Genomic DNA, 15647 nt, shown 5'->3' on the forward strand with positions numbered 1-15647 from the left:
AAAAATATCGGCCACAAGTCATTCGCGCTCAGCCCTTATATCACGGGGGATGCACCGGAATTCTCCCTTGCGCATTTCCCTGGCAACGCCACATAAAGGGTTGTCACAGATTCTCAGTATGTTAGGGTGTAAAAAAGCAATTATCACCACCGGGTACCGTATCGATATTAATAAATAACAGGAAACACTCTATTGCATGGCAATTAAATTAGAAATCAAGAATCTCTATAAGATATTTGGCGAGCACCCGCAGCGGGCTTTCAAATATATCGATAAAGGACTATCGAAAGAACAAATACTGGAAAAGACGGGGCTATCGCTTGGCGTAAAGAACGCCAGTCTGACCATTGAAGAAGGCGAGATATTCGTCATCATGGGGCTCTCCGGGTCGGGGAAATCCACCATGGTTCGCCTTCTCAATCGCCTGATTGAACCCACCCGCGGCCAGGTCCTGATCGACGGCATCGATATCGCTAAAATCTCTGACGCCGAGCTCCGCGAGGTGCGCAGAAAAAAGATTGCGATGGTTTTTCAATCCTTTGCGCTTATGCCGCATATGACCGTGCTCGACAACGCCGCTTTCGGCATGGAGCTGGCAGGCGTGCCGACTCAGGAACGCCAGGAGAAAGCGCTGGAGGCGCTGCGTCAGGTCGGCCTGGAAAACTATGCTCATGCATACCCGGACGAACTCTCCGGCGGCATGCGCCAGCGCGTTGGTCTCGCCCGCGCGCTGGCGATTAACCCCGATATTCTGTTAATGGATGAAGCCTTCTCCGCGCTCGACCCATTAATTCGTACCGAAATGCAGGATGAGTTAACTAAATTACAGGCCCGACATCAGCGTACCGTGGTATTTATTTCCCACGATCTTGATGAAGCCATGCGTATTGGCGATCGGATTGCCATTATGCAAAATGGTGAAGTGGTTCAGGTCGGCACGCCGGATGAAATACTCAATAATCCGGCCAATGATTATGTCCGAACCTTCTTCCGCGGCGTCGATATTAGCCAGGTGTTCAGCGCCAAAGATATTGCCCGCCGTAGCCCGGTGGGGCTGATTCGCAAAACGCCCGGCTTTGGCCCGCGTTCCGCGCTGAAATTGCTGCAGGATGAAGACCGCGAATATGGCTACGTCATTGAACGCGGGAATAAGTTTGTTGGCATTGTCTCCATTGATTCCCTGAAAGCCGCGCTAAGCGAAGGTCAGGGAATTGATGCGGCGTTAATCGACTCACCGCAGGCGGTGGATGCGCAAACGCCGCTCAGCGAGCTGCTCTCTCACGTCGGCCATGCACCGTGCGCGGTGCCGGTTGTCGACGAGGGGCACCAGTACATCGGCATCATTTCCAAACGGATGCTGCTGCAGGCTTTAGATCGCGAGGGGGCAAACAATGGCTGATCAATCTAACCCGTGGGACACCGCACCGGCGGCGGATAGCGCAGCGCAATCCGCCGATGCCTGGGGCACCTCTACGCCGGCGCCGACCGATGGCGGCGGTGCCGACTGGCTGAGCAGCGCGCCCGCGCCGCAGCCGGAACACTTCAATATTATGGACCCGTTCCATAAAACGCTGATCCCGCTCGACAGCTGGGTCACGCACGGTATCGACTGGGTGGTGATGCATTTTCGTCCGGTATTCCAGGGGATACGCGTACCGGTGGATTACATCCTGAGCGCCTTCCAGCAGCTGCTGCTGGGTATGCCGGCGCCGGTGGCGATTATTATTTTCTCGCTGATTGCCTGGCAGATTTCCAGCGTCGGCATGGGCGCGGCGACGCTGATTTCGCTGATCGCTATCGGCGCTATCGGCGCCTGGTCGCAGGCGATGGTGACCCTGGCGCTGGTGCTGACCGCGCTGCTGTTTTGTATGCTGATCGGCCTGCCGCTTGGGATATGGCTGGCGCGGAGCCCGCGGGCGGCGAAAATTATCCGTCCGCTGCTCGACGCGATGCAGACCACGCCGGCGTTTGTCTACCTGGTGCCCATTGTGATGCTGTTCGGTATCGGCAACGTTCCGGGCGTGGTGGTCACCATTATCTTCGCCCTGCCGCCGATTGTTCGTCTGACCATTCTGGGGATTAACCAGGTACCGGCTGATCTGATTGAAGCGTCGCGCTCCTTCGGCGCCAGCCCGCGTCAGCTGTTGTTTAAGGTTCAGCTACCGCTGGCCATGCCGACGATTATGGCCGGGGTCAACCAGACGCTGATGCTGGCCCTGTCGATGGTGGTCATCGCCTCAATGATTGCCGTTGGCGGTCTCGGCCAGATGGTACTGCGCGGCATCGGTCGCCTTGATATGGGCCTGGCCACCGTTGGCGGCGTCGGGATTGTTATCCTCGCCATTATTCTTGACCGTCTGACTCAGGCCGTAGGACGGGACTCGCGCAGCCGCGGCAACCGCCGCTGGTATGCAACCGGCCCACTGGGGCTGATAACTCGCCCTTTCTGTAAATAAGAGCCCATCCCCCCGGCAGCCGGGGGGATAGACTTCCCTTCTGATAAGTAAAAGGAACAACGATGCGACATACAGCGATCCTTGCCACAGCGTTAACCGCCCTCATTTCCACCACCGCCTTCGCGGCGGATCTGCCTGGCAAAGGCATTACCGTTAAGCCGATTCAGAGCACCATTTCGGAAGAGACCTTCCAGACCCTGCTGGTCAGCCGCGCGCTGGAGAAACTCGGTTATACCGTCGATAAGCCCAGCGAAGTGGATTACAACGTTGGCTATACTTCGCTCGCCTCCGGCGACGCCACTTTTACCGCCGTCAACTGGCAGCCCCTGCACGACGATATGTACGCTGCCGCCGGCGGGGATAAAAAGTTCTACCGCGAAGGCGTGTTTGTGAACGGCGCAGCGCAGGGCTATCTGATTGATAAGAAAACGGCCGAGCAGTACCACATTAAATCTATCGATCAGTTAAAAGACCCGAAAATCGCCAAACTGTTTGACACCAACGGCGACGGCAAAGCCGACCTGACCGGCTGTACCCCGGGCTGGGGTTGTGAAGCGGTGATCAACCATCAGCTTGATGCCTATGGCCTGAATAATACCGTCACCCACAATCAGGGTAACTATGCCGCCATGATGGCCGACACCATTGCCCGTTATAAAGAGGGCAAGCCGGTCATCTACTACACCTGGACGCCTTACTGGGTCAGCGATGTGCTGAAGCCGGGTAAAGACGTCGTCTGGCTGCAGGTGCCATTCTCCTCCCTGCCGGGTGTGCAAAAAAATATCGACACTAAGCTCTCTAATGGCGCCAACTACGGCTTCCCGGTCAGCACCATGCATATCGTCGCCAATAAGGCCTGGGCCGAGAAAAACCCGGCGGCGGCGAAGCTGTTTAGCATCATGAAGCTGCCGATTGCCGACATCAACGCCGAGAATGCCATGATGCACGAGGGACATGGTTCAGAAGCAGATATCCAGAGCCACGTCGACGGCTGGATCAAAGCCCACCAGCAGCAGTTTGACGGCTGGGTGAACGAAGCGCTGGCCGCGCAGAAATAATCTCCCAAATAACCAATTCCCGGAGGCGATGCTACGCATCTGCCCGGGCTGCACAACCCGTAGCCCGGGCAAGGCGCTTTGCGCCGCCCCCGGGGAAAACGGCATCCTGCACAACACGACATCTCCTGTTCTAAATGATGGATTGATATGCAAATAAACTGCATAACTTTAGCCATCAACGTTTTCGTTACTGTTAAGCCACACCGCTCTCTGCTAAGGTAAATCCACCTGTTTAATCATGTGATTTTCACGTGAGTTATTAATAAGCAATTCCTATGGAAGATCCTGACGCATTGACGCACTCTCCTCCCGCTAACGCGGCCACGCTGGCTGAAGGCCTGAAAGACAGCCTGCCGATCGTCATCAGCTATATTCCCGTGGCCTTTGCCTTCGGCCTCAACGCCACTAAGCTCGGCTTCACTCCGCTGGAAAGCCTGTTTTTCTCCTGCATTATTTACGCGGGCGCCAGCCAGTTCGTCATCACCGCGATGCTGGCGGCGGGAAGCTCGCTGTGGGTCGCCGCGCTCACCGTCATGGCGATGGACGTTCGCCACGTTCTCTACGGCCCTTCCCTGCGCAGCCGCATCCAGCGCGCGCTGAGCAAGAAAAAAACCGCGATGTGGGCATTCGGCCTGACCGATGAGGTCTTTGCCGCCGCCACCGCTAAACTGGTACGCGACAATCGACGCTGGAGCGAAAACTGGATGATCGGTATCGCTTTGATGTCCTGGGCGTCATGGGTCTTCGGTACGCTGATCGGCGCTTATTCGGGCAGCGGCCTGCTGACCGGCTTTCCGGCGGTGGAAGCGGCGCTGGGCTTTATGCTTCCCGCGCTGTTTATGAGCTTTTTGCTGGCTTCTTTCCAGCGCAAGCAGTCGCTTAGCGTAACCGCCGCGCTGGCAGGGGCGCTGGGGGGGATCAACCTGTTTTCCATTCCCGCCGCCATCCTTGCCGGGATCGTCTGCGGCTGTCTGACAGCGCTGGTGCAGGCCAGCATTGAGGGGATGCCCGATGAACAGTGATGTTTTAATTATCGGCGTCGTGGTCGGCTGCGTAAATTATCTGTTCCGCTATCTGCCGCTGCGTCTGCGCGCCGGGAACGCGCGTCCGACGCGTCGCGGGCCGGTCAGCGTGCTGCTGGACACCATCGGCATCGCCTCTATTTGCGCGCTGCTGGTGGTCTCCAGCGTACCGGAAATTCTCCACGATGCCCGCCGCCTGCTGCCCACGCTGGCTGGCTTCGCCGTGCTGGGCCTGGCTTTCTGGAAAACGCGCAGCATTATTTTGCCTACACTATTAAGCGCCCTAACCTACGGTGTTGTCTGGAAAATCGGCACATGGCTATAAGCTTAAAGTATCAATTTCTGTCAATAATTCATTTGATTTATTTGTCACAATAGTTATTATATCGACTGTAATTAATGAGGTCATAACCAAAATGGATAGTTCGTTTACTCCCATTGAGCAAATGCTCAAGTTCCGCGCCAGCCGTCACGAAGACTTTCCTTTTCAGGAGATTCTGCTTACCCGTCTTTGCATGCATATGCAGGGAAAACTGCTGGAAAATCGCAACAAGATGCTGAAAGCGCAAGGGATTAACGAGACATTGTTTATGGCGCTGATCACGCTCGAGTCTCAGGAAAACCACAGCATTCAGCCTTCCGAGCTGAGCTGCGCGCTGGGCTCTTCGCGTACCAACGCCACGCGCATTGCCGACGAGCTGGAAAAACGCGGCTGGATTGAGCGCCGCGAAAGCGATAACGATCGTCGCTGCCTGCATTTACAGCTTACCGAAAAGGGGCATCAGTTCCTGCGCGAAGTGTTACCCCCGCAGCACAACTGCCTGCATCAACTCTGGTCTTCTTTAAGCACCAGCGAAAAAGATCAGCTCGAGCACATCACCCGTAAGCTGCTTGGTCGCCTTGACCAAATGGAAGAGGATGGCGTGCTTGCGGAGTCTCTGCGCTAAGCGCGGAACCAACCGCTCAACAATTTTTCTGGATTGACAAGGAAAACGGACAGGCCAGCAGATCTTCTGCTGGCCTTTCTGATAAACAGGTCGGCTCAGCCGATGTGAAATAATAAGATCGTGGAGAATAACATGAGCGCAAATGCGGAGAGCCAAACCCCGCAGCAACCGGGCAGCAAAAAAGGGAAACGTAAAGGCGCCCTCCTGCTGCTGACCTTGCTCTTTATTATTGTTGCCGTGGCATACGGGATTTATTGGTTTTTGGTACTGCGTCACTTCGAAGAGACCGACGACGCGTACGTGGCAGGGAATCAGGTACAAATTATGGCGCAGGTGTCCGGCAGCGTGACGAAAGTCTGGGCCGACAACACCGACTACGTGCAAAAAGGCGATCCGCTGGTCACCCTCGACCAGACCGATGCCCAGCAGGCGTTTGAAAAAGCGCAAACCCAGCTGGCCGCCAGCGTGCGTCAAACGCGCCAGCAGATGATCAACAGCAAGCAGCTGCAGGCCAGCATCGACGTGAAAAAAACCGCGCTTTCCCAGGCGCAGACCGACCTTAACCGCCGTATTCCGCTGGGGGCCGCCAACCTGATTGGCCGCGAAGAGCTGCAGCACGCGCGCGACACGGTTGCCAGCGCGCAGGCCGAACTGGACGTGGCGATTCAGCAATACAACGCCAATCAGGCGATCGTTCTGGGCACGAAGCTGGAACAGCAGCCTGCGGTGCTGCAGGCGGCCACTGAAGTGCGTAACGCCTGGCTGGCCCTGCAGCGGACGAAAATCGTCAGCCCGATTAGCGGCTACGTATCGCGTCGCTCCGTACAGCCCGGCGCGCAAATCAGCAGCACCACGCCGCTGATGGCCGTCGTTCCGGCGACCAATCTGTGGATTGACGCCAACTTTAAAGAAACGCAGCTGGCGCATATGCGCATCGGTCAGCCGGCCACCGTGATCAGCGATATTTACGGCGACGATGTGAAATACACCGGTAAAGTGGTCGGCCTCGATATGGGTACCGGTAGCGCCTTCTCGCTGCTGCCCGCGCAGAACGCCACCGGCAACTGGATCAAAGTGGTTCAGCGCCTGCCGGTACGTATCGAGCTCGATGAAAAACAGCTGGCAGAGCACCCGCTGCGCATCGGCCTTTCTACCCTGGTTGAGGTGAACACCACCGACCGCGGCGGCGAGATGCTGGCAAGCCAGGTGCGCAGCTCGCCGGTTTACGAAAGTAATGCCCGCGAAATCGGCCTTGAGCCGGTCAATAAGCTGATAAACGACATCATCCAGGCCAACGCCGGATAATTCGGGGTGAGCGTAATGCAACAGCAAAAACCGCTGGAAGGCGCGCAGCTGGTCATTATGACCATTGCGCTGTCGCTCGCGACCTTTATGCAGGTGCTGGACTCCACCATCGCCAACGTGGCCATCCCCACCATCGCCGGTAACCTTGGCTCATCGTTGAGCCAGGGGACCTGGGTTATCACCTCGTTTGGGGTGGCGAACGCTATCTCCATTCCGATTACCGGCTGGCTGGCAAAGCGCGTTGGCGAAGTGAAGCTGTTCCTCTGGTCGACGGTGGCGTTCGCCATCGCCTCCTGGGCCTGCGGCATGTCAAACAGCCTGACAATGCTGATTTTCTTCCGCGTGATTCAGGGGATCGTCGCCGGTCCGCTGATCCCGCTGTCGCAAAGTCTGCTGCTCAGCAACTACCCGCCCGCCAAGCGCTCTATCGCCCTGGCGCTGTGGTCAATGACGGTGATCGTCGCGCCGATTTGCGGCCCTATCCTCGGCGGCTATATTAGCGACAACTACCACTGGGGCTGGATCTTCTTTATCAACGTGCCGATTGGCATCGCCGTGGTGGTCATGACGCTACAGACCCTGCGCAACCGCGAAACCCGCACCGAGCAGCGGCGGATTGACAGCGTCGGCCTGGCGCTGCTGATCATTGGTATCGGCAGCCTGCAGGTGATGCTCGACCGGGGTAAAGAGCTGGACTGGTTCGCCTCAAAGGAGATAATCATCCTGACCATTGTCGCGGTGGTGGCGATAAGCTTCCTGATCGTCTGGGAGCTAACCGACGACAACCCGATAGTCGACCTGTCGCTCTTTAAGTCGCGAAACTTCACCATCGGCTGCCTGTGTATCAGCCTCGCCTATATGCTCTACTTCGGCGCTATCGTGCTGTTGCCGCAGCTACTGCAGGAGGTATACGGCTATACCGCCACCTGGGCCGGTCTGGCTTCGGCGCCGGTCGGGGTGATCCCGGTTATCCTGTCGCCGATTATCGGCCGCTTTGCGCATAAGCTGGATATGCGTCGGCTGGTCACCTTCAGCTTTATCATGTACGCGGTCTGTTTCTACTGGCGCGCATGGACCTTCGAACCGGGTATGGACTTCGGCGCCTCGGCGTGGCCGCAGTTTATCCAGGGCTTCGCGGTGGCCTGCTTCTTTATGCCGCTGACGACCATCACGCTCTCCGGCCTGCCGCCGGAACGGCTGGCGGCGGCGTCGAGCCTGTCGAACTTCACGCGTACCCTTGCGGGCTCCATCGGCACCTCGATTACCACCACCATGTGGACGAACCGCGAGGCGCTGCACCATGCTCAGCTTACCGAGTCGGTGACGCCGTATAATCCCAACGCCCAGCAGATGTACGATCAGCTGCAGGGATTAGGGATGACGCAACAGCAGGCGTCCGGCTGGATAGCGCAGCAGATAACCAACCAGGGGCTGATTATCTCCGCCAACGAAATTTTCTGGTTCTCGGCGGCGATATTTATCCTACTGCTCGGGCTGGTGTGGTTTGCCAGGCCGCCATTTAGCGCCGGCGGCGGCGGCGGCGGCGCGCACTAAGGTTTGACCTGAAGGGATCTGCGGATCCCTTTTTTATTGCCCAAAACGCAGGTTGTCCGGTTTACGCTAGTTGATGTCCAGTTCGCTGGAGATGACTTTTCGCCTTGTCATGCACGATGAAGATCCGCTAAGAAGGAGAAAATCATGCTGACTCAACCCGGTGAAAAATACCGTCCCTATCCGCCGATTGCCCTGCCCGACCGCCGCTGGCCGGAGCAAAAAATAACCCGCGCCCCCCGCTGGCTCTCCACCGACCTGCGCGACGGCAACCAGGCGCTGGCCGAGCCGATGGACAGCGCGCGCAAGCTGCAGTTTTGGGACTTGCTGCTGGAGTGCGGATTTAAAGAGATCGAGGTGGCGTTTCCTTCGGCTTCGCAAACCGATTTCAACTTTGTGCGTCAACTGATTGAAGAACGGCGTATCCCGCAGGATGTGACGATTCAGGTGCTGACCCAGGCGCGGGAAGATTTAATCCTCAGGACCTTCGAATCGCTGCGCGACGCCCACCGCGCCACCGTTCACCTCTATAACGCCACCGCTCCGCTGTTCCGCGAGCTGGTTTTTGGAATGAACAAAGCGCAGGTGGTCGAGCTGGCGACCCGCGCCACCCGGCTTATCCGCCAGCAGTGCGAACAGCAGCCGCAGACCCGCTGGCAATACGAGTATTCCCCGGAAACCTTCTGCTTCACCGAGCCGGAATTCGCGCTGGAGATTTGCGAAGCGGTGGCGGAAATCTGGCAGCCCTGCGCCGAACGGCCGATGATTATCAATCTGCCCGCAACGGTAGAAGTGAGCACGCCGAACGTTTATGCCGATCAAATTGAGTATTTTTGTCGTCACTTCTCGCGCCGCGCCGATGTGTGCATCAGCGTCCATCCGCATAATGACCGGGGAACCGGCGTCGCCAGCGCGGAGCTGGCGGTGATGGCCGGCGCCGACCGCGTCGAAGGCTGCCTGTTCGGCAACGGCGAACGCACCGGAAACGTCTGCCTGGTGACGCTGGCAATGAATCTCTACAGCCAGGGCGTCGATCCCCGGCTCAGCTTCTCTGAGATGAACCGGGTGGTCGAAATTGTCGAAAGCTGCAACCAGATCCCGGTTCATCCGCGCCACCCGTGGGCGGGAAGCCTCGCCTATACCGCCTTTTCCGGCTCGCATCAGGATGCTATCAAAAAAGGATTCGATGCCCTCCGGCCCGGCGATCGCTGGGAAATGCCCTATCTGCCCATCGACCCGCAGGATATCGGCTGCAGCTACGAGGCGGTGATCCGCGTCAACAGCCAGTCCGGCAAAAGCGGCAGCGCGTGGCTGATTGAACAGAATCATGGCCTGAAGCTGCCGCGCGCGCTGCAGCAGGATTTTAGCCTGCACGTTCAGCACGAAACCGATACGCATGGCAAAGAGATGACCCAGAACGCGCTGTGGCAGCTGTTTCGCGCCCGCTACGGACTTCTGCCCCAGCCGCCGCTTGCGCTGCTGGATTACCAAAGCGATAGCCAGCAGGACGGCCAGCTTTCTCTGCAGGCGACCCTGAGCATCGCCGGTGAAACGCGACGACTGCAGAGCCGCGGCAACGGCCTGCTGTCCGCCGCCGCCAGCGGGCTGAGCGGCCTGTTAAAGCAAAACTTCGTGATTAAGGATTATCATGAGCACACCCTCGGCGAACGTAGCGACAGCCGTTCAGTGGCCTATATTCGCTGCGTCTTCCCGAATGGCGACAGCCGCTGGGGGGTAGGAATTGATAGCGACGTGGCGCGCGCCTCGCTGCAGGCGCTGTGCAATGCGGTGAGCGCAGGCCATTACTCCGGCGAACGGAAGTAGTCGCTGGGGGCTACGCCTATTACCCGGCGAAACATGGCGCTAAAAGCGCTGTGGCTACCGTAGCCGAGATCCAGCGCCACCCGCAGTACCGACTGCCCCTGCGCCAGGCGAACCAGCGCTTCCATCAGCTTCGCCCGGCGCACCCACTCGCTCCAGGTGAGCGAGGTCTGCTGCTGAAAATGACGATTCAGCGTGCGCTCGCTCATGCTGCTCTCCTTTGCCGCCTCGGCGCTGCTCCAGAGTTCGCCGGGCGCTTCTCTTACCTTCTGGCATAAACGGCGCAGCGCTTCGCTTTGCGGCTCCGGCAGGCCAAACGGCAGCACCGCCATACCGCGAATTTCATCAAGGATCAGTTCGTAGATGCGTTCATCGCGGCTGCCCGGCGCGTAGGATTCCGCCAGCGTCAGCGACGCGACAATCAGTTCACGCAGCAGCGGAGTCACCTGGACTATCTGGCAGGATGAGGGGAGATCGGCGCGCGCGAGAGGATCGATAAACAGGGTTCGCGCGGCCGCAGCACCGGTAACCCGTAGGGTATGCGGGGTACCGGCGGGCAGCCAGACGCCTCGCCCCGGCGGCACGACCCAGTAGCCATGCGCGGTTTCCACCCGCACCACGCCGCTGAGAATATGCAGCAGCTGGGCGCAATCGTGCTGATGCCAGGGTTCGCTATCGCCATGGGCGTAATCATGGGCAAAAGGCACCAGCGAACGGTGTTGAAAATTGAAGGTTAAAGTTGTCGACATCGCCGCGGCGTCAGGGAATAGCGGCCCGACGGAGTTCGCCGGGCCGTGGCAGAAGCACTAGATGTGCAGTTCTTGCAGTTTTTCTTTCGGCAGCGCCAGCTCATCGTTGCTGTTGACGCGGACATCGCGCTCGATGATATGGCGGGCGATTTCCTGAGCTTCTTCCAGCGAGTGCATGGTGTAGGTTCCGCACTGGTAAACGTTCAGCTCCGGGATCTGGTTCTGATCTTTCACCTTCAGCACGTCGGCCATCGCCGCTTTCCAGGCATCCGCGACGCGCTGCTCGTCCGGCGTACCGATCAGGCTCATATAGAACCCGGTGCGGCAGCCCATCGGAGAGATGTCGATAATTTCCACACCATTACCGTTCAGGTGATCGCGCATGAAGCCGGCAAACAAGTGCTCAAGGGTATGAATGCCTCTTTCCGGCATCACTTCCTGGTTTGGCACGCAGAATCGCAGATCGAAAACGGTGATTTCATCGCCGTGAGGCGTGTTCATTTTCTTCGCGACACGCACCGCAGGCGCTTCCATTCGGGTATGGTCGACTGTGAAACTATCTAACAACGGCATTCTTCACCTCCGATAGTGATTTTTTTAAAAATAAAATGAACTCTTTTTGAGGCAGCGAGTCTGAATATATGAAAGACGCGCATTTATTATCATCATCATCCCTGAATCAGAGATGAAAGTTTGGCCACAGTGATGTGGCCGTTTTCTTTTTTACGGCCCGTAAAGCTACGCGTGCCTTGCCAGCAGTGCTTCAAACGGCTCGCTATCCGCCGCCTCCACCTTCTTCTGACGCTGTACCGACGCCTCACGCTCAGCAACAAAATCTGCTTCGCTTAAAATTTCCAGCGGCTCTTCGCGCAGCATCGTCCGATAGCGATCGGCCAGCTCTCTGCCGGTACCGCCAATCCCCTCTTCAAGCATAGAACGCAGAATGCGCGCCGAGAAGGTTAATTCCGGGTTATCGAAGCAGGCGACCAGCTCATCGCAGGCCTGCTGATAGGCCTGGCATCCGTGGATACTATCCAGCGTTTGCGCCACGCGGCGTAAATCGCGGAACAGATCTTTGCCGACCTGAGCCAGCGGAAACTGCGCGGTTTCGCAGCCAATACCCAGCGTCAGGCCCGGCTTACGGCCTTCCAGAATCACCCGATTCCAGTTGGTGCGCGTGCACAGCAGCTCGTCGCTGCTCATCTCCGGCGCATCGGCCAGCACGCACCAGACCATAAACAGATCGAGGAAACGCACCTGCTGCTCATCAACGCCAATCGGTGAGAACGGATTGATATCCAGGGAACGAACTTCAATGTACTCAATACCGCCGCGCAGCAGCGCGTCGGAAGGCGTTTCACCGCTGCGGGTCACGCGTTTCGGGCGAATCGGCGCGTACAGCTCGTTTTCGATCTGCAGCACGTTGCTGTTGATTTGCAGACGCTTACCTTCTTTCTCCAGCCCAATATTTTCATACTCTTCGGAAGGCGTTTTAATCGCCCGCTTCAATCCTGCCACATACTCGTAGAGATCGTTAAACGTAATTCCGAGATTGCTCTGCGATTTATTGGTATAGCCCAGATCGCTCAGACGCAACGAGGTCGCATAAGGCAGGTAGTACATGCCGTTGCCGGCTTTCTCAAACGGCAGCGTCGTCGGTTTGCCCTGCAGGAACGACGAGCAGATCGCCGGAGAGGCGCCGAACAGGTATGGAATCACCCAACCAAAACGGTAGTAGTTGCGAATGGAGCGGAAATAGCCCGCTGAAATCGCCTCTTTACCGCTCTCAGCATCCTCAACGCCGCACTTAGCCTGCCAGAAAGCCATCGGCAGCGAGAAGTTATAGTGCACGCCGGAGATGGTTTGCATGAGCGCGCCGTAGCGATTTTTCAGCCCTTCGCGATACAGCGTTTTCAGGCGGCCGATATTAGAGGTACCGTACTGCGCCAGTTCAATATCCTGGCCGGGCGCGATATAGCAAGGCATGCTCAGCGGCCACATGCGCTCGTCGCCAATATGACGTGCGGTATAGCGATGAACATCGCGCATAAAGGTGAGCATATGCTGGATATCGCCATCAACCGGCGTAATAAATTCCAGCAAAGCTTCAGCAAAATCGGTGGTAATCCATTTATGAGTCAGCGCTGAACCCAGTGCCTGCGGATGACCGGTAGTGGCCAGCGTGCCGTCAGCGTTGACGCGCAGCGTTTCGCGTTCAAGACCACGTTGAATACCCTGCAGCGCCTGCGGATTTTTTTCCAGCCAGGCCAGCGCCTGTGATACGTCCGGGATCAATTTGACCTCCCGCCTGTCGAAATCGTTTGAATTAGCATAATTGTAATGGTTGAACAGTCAGTCCAATTAGTGCCACCACGTCATGCCCTGAAGCGTTATCGCCGCAATGACGATATAGCGTAATGCTTTGCCAAGGCATAAAAAAAAGAGCACTGGTCCCCAGGAAATGCGCATCCATCCCGCCAGTAAACACAGCAAATCGCCTATAACAGGCGCCCAGCTTAATAATAGCGCGGCCGCGCCGTAGCGCCTCAGCCAGCCGGACGCCTTCTCCTGCCAGCGCGATGTTTTGCGCAGCGGAAACAGGCGCCCCAGAATAACGTTAGTTACCCCTCCAAGGCTATTACCGATTATTGCTATTAAAACCAGTAACCAGGGCTGGCTAGCTCCCGCCAGCAGCATGGCAATCAACACCACTTCCGAGTTGCCTGGAAGCAGGGTGGCACTCAAAAAGCTGCTGGCAAACAGCGATATCAGCGACAGCGAGTCGCTCACAGCAATCGCACATCCACGGCATCCATTCCGGCGCGCTTTGCCGCCTGCAGACCGAAGTCCGCATCTTCAAAGACCACGCATTTCTCCGCCGCAACGCCCATGCGTTCAGCGCAGAGTAAGAAAGTATCAGGCGCGGGTTTATGGTTGGCGACATGATCGGCGGCAACCACCGCCGAGAAGTAGTGACGCAGGCCCAGATGGGCCAGCAGCGCTTCAGCAACGGCGCTCTCGCTGCCGGTACCGACTGACATCGGACGACGACCGTGCCACTCTTTAACCACTTCAATCAGCGGCAGAGGACGGACGCTATCAAGCAGCATCGCTTTCACCGCGTCCGTTTTTTCCCGCGCCAGAAAGTGAGGATCTAAATCAGCCTGGTTTAATTCGATAATGGCCTGAGCAATCCGCCAGGTTGGAGAGCCGTTAAGGGCGACCATAGCCTGCATATCAAAACGCATACCGTAACGTCCGAGAACCTCGTTCCATGCCTTACGATGCGTCGGCTCGGTATCGAGGATCGTGCCATCCATATCAAAAATCAGTCCTGCGTAACGTTCGTACATCGTCTTCTCACCAACCGGTTAAGGAGGTCTTACTGTAACGCAAAAGGTCAGGTTTGTCGCTGCCAGCGGCAGATGCGACAAGAGCGCTCGAAGGCGCCCTTGTCGATACAGATGCAATCTGATGCGTTTATTTAATTCTTAAATCGTTCTCCACCACGCGAACGCCCTGCACTTTTCGCGTCACTTCTACCGCACGTTTAGCGCTTTCGGCGGATGAGACAAAACCGCTTAGCTGCACACGACCTTTAAAGGTCTGGACGCTAATTTCCGAAGACTTAATCTCTTTATCATTGAAGAGCGCGGTTTTGACTTTGGTGGTCACGACGGTATCGTCAATGTACCCACCAGTACTTTCCTTTGTGGACGAACCTGCGCAGCCCGCCAGCGATACGGCGACCAGAAGCGTCGCGCAAAACGCAGATATTGCTTTGAACCATTTCATGGATTTCTCTCCTTGCACTTATCTCACCCAAAATCAGATCGATATACAGGAATAAATTATAGTGGAAAGAGTGAGTTGCCAATGAAAAAAGTGCTGAAGAATAAGGTGAATGATTGCGCTTAAGGGGTTTTGAGGCAAGGAGAGTGGCTGGCGATTATCTCGCAGACCGTGAAACAACAGCGTGGCTGCTATCCTGGAGAAGATGCTGCATCCGGGAGGATGACTCACTGGGTTCGCCCTTCGGGCCGTTGCTGAAGCAACGTTATCCTCCCTGGCGCTGGCGATTATCTCGCAGACCGTGAAACAACAGCATAACTGCTATCTCGGAGAATATGGTGCATCCGGGAGGATTCGAACCTCCGACCGCTCGGTTCGTAGCCGAGTACTCTATCCAGCTGAGCTACGGATGCATCGGGAAACTTGCTTTACTGCCGATATTGATACCGCTGCTAAAGCCGTATCAAGTAAGAGATGGTGCATCCAGGAGGATGACTCACTCGGTTCGCCCTTCGGGCCGTTGCTGAAGCAACGTTATCCTCCCTGGCGCTGGCGATTGTCTCGCAGACCGTGAAACAACAGCGTGGCTGCTATCTCGGAGAAGATGGTGCATCCGGGAGGATTCGAACCTCCGACCGCTCGGTTCGTAGCCGAGTACTCTATCCAGCTGAGCTACGGATGCATCGGGAAACTTACTTTACTGCAGATTTTGATACTGCTGCTAAAGCTGTATCAAGTAAGATGGTGCATCCGGGAGGATGACTCGCCTTGCGGCTCGCCCTTCGGGCCGTTGCTAAAGCAACGTTATCCTCCCTGGTGCTTGCGGCTAATACCGCCACCTCATCCACACCTTCGTTGCTGAAGGTATGGAGAATATGGTGCATCCGGGAGGATTCGAACCTCCGACCGCTCGGTTCGTAGCCGAGTACTCTATCCAGCTGAGCTA

15 protein-coding genes and 2 tRNA genes are annotated in these 15647 nt (G+C 57.0%); 9 read left to right on the forward strand and 8 right to left on the reverse strand.

All coding sequences use genetic code 11. The features are described from left to right. Positions 1-196: 196 nt before the first annotated feature. From proV to leuA, 9 genes are all read left to right on the forward strand, one after another. The gene (gene proV / locus HMPREF1144_RS08910; RefSeq protein WP_004853455.1) at positions 197-1399 is read left to right on the forward strand and encodes a glycine betaine/L-proline ABC transporter ATP-binding protein ProV; all 1203 of its coding nucleotides are present in this window, start codon (positions 197-199) and stop codon (positions 1397-1399) included. After that, complete coding sequence (proW, locus tag HMPREF1144_RS08915; protein ID WP_004853456.1) at positions 1392-2456, forward strand: glycine betaine/L-proline ABC transporter permease ProW; 1065 nt, start codon at positions 1392-1394, stop codon at positions 2454-2456. The genes proV and proW overlap by 8 nt, the downstream gene beginning before the upstream one ends. A gap of 62 nt (positions 2457-2518) precedes the next feature. Continuing rightward, positions 2519-3514: a glycine betaine/L-proline ABC transporter substrate-binding protein ProX gene (proX, locus tag HMPREF1144_RS08920; protein WP_004853458.1), complete on the forward strand. Its 996-nt coding sequence runs from the start codon at positions 2519-2521 to the stop codon at positions 3512-3514. A 275-nt stretch (positions 3515-3789) separates the two neighbouring features. Further along, on the forward strand, positions 3790-4536 hold the full coding sequence (locus HMPREF1144_RS08925; RefSeq protein ID WP_009652545.1) for an AzlC family ABC transporter permease: 747 nt from the start codon (positions 3790-3792) through the stop codon (positions 4534-4536). Beyond that, positions 4526-4861 carry an L-valine transporter subunit YgaH gene (ygaH, locus tag HMPREF1144_RS08930; RefSeq protein WP_009652550.1) on the forward strand — a complete coding sequence of 112 codons (336 nt, stop codon included), beginning with the start codon at positions 4526-4528 and terminating at the stop codon, positions 4859-4861. Before HMPREF1144_RS08925 ends, ygaH begins: the two co-directional genes overlap by 11 nt. Positions 4862-4952: 91 nt before the next feature. Then, on the forward strand, positions 4953-5483 hold the full coding sequence (gene mprA, locus HMPREF1144_RS08935; RefSeq protein WP_004104785.1) for a transcriptional repressor MprA: 531 nt from the start codon (positions 4953-4955) through the stop codon (positions 5481-5483). 132 nt (positions 5484-5615) lie between these two features. After that, on the forward strand, positions 5616-6788 hold the full coding sequence (emrA, locus tag HMPREF1144_RS08940) for a multidrug efflux MFS transporter periplasmic adaptor subunit EmrA (RefSeq protein WP_004853464.1): 1173 nt from the start codon (positions 5616-5618) through the stop codon (positions 6786-6788). A 15-nt stretch (positions 6789-6803) separates the two neighbouring features. Continuing rightward, positions 6804-8342: a multidrug efflux MFS transporter permease subunit EmrB gene (emrB, locus tag HMPREF1144_RS08945; RefSeq protein ID WP_042927333.1), complete on the forward strand. Its 1539-nt coding sequence runs from the start codon at positions 6804-6806 to the stop codon at positions 8340-8342. Between the two features lie 144 nt (positions 8343-8486). Beyond that, entirely contained in the window at positions 8487-10163 is a 1677-nt protein-coding gene (gene leuA, locus HMPREF1144_RS08950) for a 2-isopropylmalate synthase (RefSeq protein WP_009652537.1), read from the forward strand. On the opposite strand, the gene HMPREF1144_RS08955 is transcribed toward leuA, so the two are convergent. From HMPREF1144_RS08955 to HMPREF1144_RS08990, 8 genes are all read right to left on the reverse strand, one after another. Then, the gene (locus HMPREF1144_RS08955; RefSeq protein WP_004853468.1) at positions 10142-10909 is read right to left on the reverse strand and encodes an AraC family transcriptional regulator; all 768 of its coding nucleotides are present in this window, start codon (positions 10907-10909) and stop codon (positions 10142-10144) included. The genes leuA and HMPREF1144_RS08955 overlap by 22 nt on opposite strands. A gap of 57 nt (positions 10910-10966) precedes the next feature. Beyond that, positions 10967-11482, reverse strand: coding sequence for an S-ribosylhomocysteine lyase (gene luxS, locus HMPREF1144_RS08960; RefSeq protein WP_004104795.1), 516 nt, complete (start codon positions 11480-11482; stop codon positions 10967-10969). Between the two features lie 165 nt (positions 11483-11647). Further along, the gene (gene gshA, locus HMPREF1144_RS08965) at positions 11648-13204 is read right to left on the reverse strand and encodes a glutamate--cysteine ligase (protein WP_009652542.1); all 1557 of its coding nucleotides are present in this window, start codon (positions 13202-13204) and stop codon (positions 11648-11650) included. Positions 13205-13270: 66 nt separating this feature from the next. Continuing rightward, a complete protein-coding gene (locus HMPREF1144_RS08970; RefSeq protein WP_004853472.1) occupies positions 13271-13699 on the reverse strand; it encodes a YqaA family protein in 429 nt (142 codons plus the stop codon). Further along, the gene (gene yqaB / locus HMPREF1144_RS08975) at positions 13696-14262 is read right to left on the reverse strand and encodes a fructose-1-phosphate/6-phosphogluconate phosphatase (protein WP_004853475.1); all 567 of its coding nucleotides are present in this window, start codon (positions 14260-14262) and stop codon (positions 13696-13698) included. Before yqaB ends, HMPREF1144_RS08970 begins: the two co-directional genes overlap by 4 nt. Before the next feature lie 127 nt (positions 14263-14389). Further along, positions 14390-14704, reverse strand: coding sequence for a BON domain-containing protein (locus tag HMPREF1144_RS08980; RefSeq protein WP_004853477.1), 315 nt, complete (start codon positions 14702-14704; stop codon positions 14390-14392). 333 nt (positions 14705-15037) lie between these two features. Further along, positions 15038-15114, reverse strand: a tRNA-Arg gene (locus tag HMPREF1144_RS08985). Between the two features lie 192 nt (positions 15115-15306). Beyond that, a tRNA-Arg gene (locus HMPREF1144_RS08990) sits at positions 15307-15383 on the reverse strand. Positions 15384-15647: the final 264 nt, after the last annotated feature.

It is taken from the genome of Klebsiella sp. OBRC7 (assembly GCF_000293135.1).
In the GTDB taxonomy this organism is placed as follows: Bacteria; Pseudomonadota; Gammaproteobacteria; order Enterobacterales; family Enterobacteriaceae; genus Klebsiella; species Klebsiella michiganensis.

Excerpts from the sequence above, each read along its gene's own strand:
- yqaB (WP_004853475.1), bottom strand. The coding sequence starts at position 14,262 with ATGTACGAACGTTACGCAGGACTGATTTTTGATATGGATGGCACGATC.
- HMPREF1144_RS08980 (WP_004853477.1), bottom strand. The coding sequence starts at position 14,704 with ATGAAATGGTTCAAAGCAATATCTGCGTTTTGCGCGACGCTTCTGGTC.
- proV (WP_004853455.1), top strand. The coding sequence starts at position 197 with ATGGCAATTAAATTAGAAATCAAGAATCTCTATAAGATATTTGGCGAG.
- HMPREF1144_RS08925 (WP_009652545.1), top strand. The coding sequence starts at position 3,790 with ATGGAAGATCCTGACGCATTGACGCACTCTCCTCCCGCTAACGCGGCC.
- leuA (WP_009652537.1), top strand. The coding sequence starts at position 8,487 with ATGCTGACTCAACCCGGTGAAAAATACCGTCCCTATCCGCCGATTGCC.
- luxS (WP_004104795.1), bottom strand. The coding sequence starts at position 11,482 with ATGCCGTTGTTAGATAGTTTCACAGTCGACCATACCCGAATGGAAGCG.
- mprA (WP_004104785.1), top strand. The coding sequence starts at position 4,953 with ATGGATAGTTCGTTTACTCCCATTGAGCAAATGCTCAAGTTCCGCGCC.
- emrA (WP_004853464.1), top strand. The coding sequence starts at position 5,616 with ATGAGCGCAAATGCGGAGAGCCAAACCCCGCAGCAACCGGGCAGCAAA.
- ygaH (WP_009652550.1), top strand. The coding sequence starts at position 4,526 with ATGAACAGTGATGTTTTAATTATCGGCGTCGTGGTCGGCTGCGTAAAT.
- proX (WP_004853458.1), top strand. The coding sequence starts at position 2,519 with ATGCGACATACAGCGATCCTTGCCACAGCGTTAACCGCCCTCATTTCC.
- HMPREF1144_RS08955 (WP_004853468.1), bottom strand. The coding sequence starts at position 10,909 with ATGTCGACAACTTTAACCTTCAATTTTCAACACCGTTCGCTGGTGCCT.
- emrB (WP_042927333.1), top strand. The coding sequence starts at position 6,804 with ATGCAACAGCAAAAACCGCTGGAAGGCGCGCAGCTGGTCATTATGACC.
- proW (WP_004853456.1), top strand. The coding sequence starts at position 1,392 with ATGGCTGATCAATCTAACCCGTGGGACACCGCACCGGCGGCGGATAGC.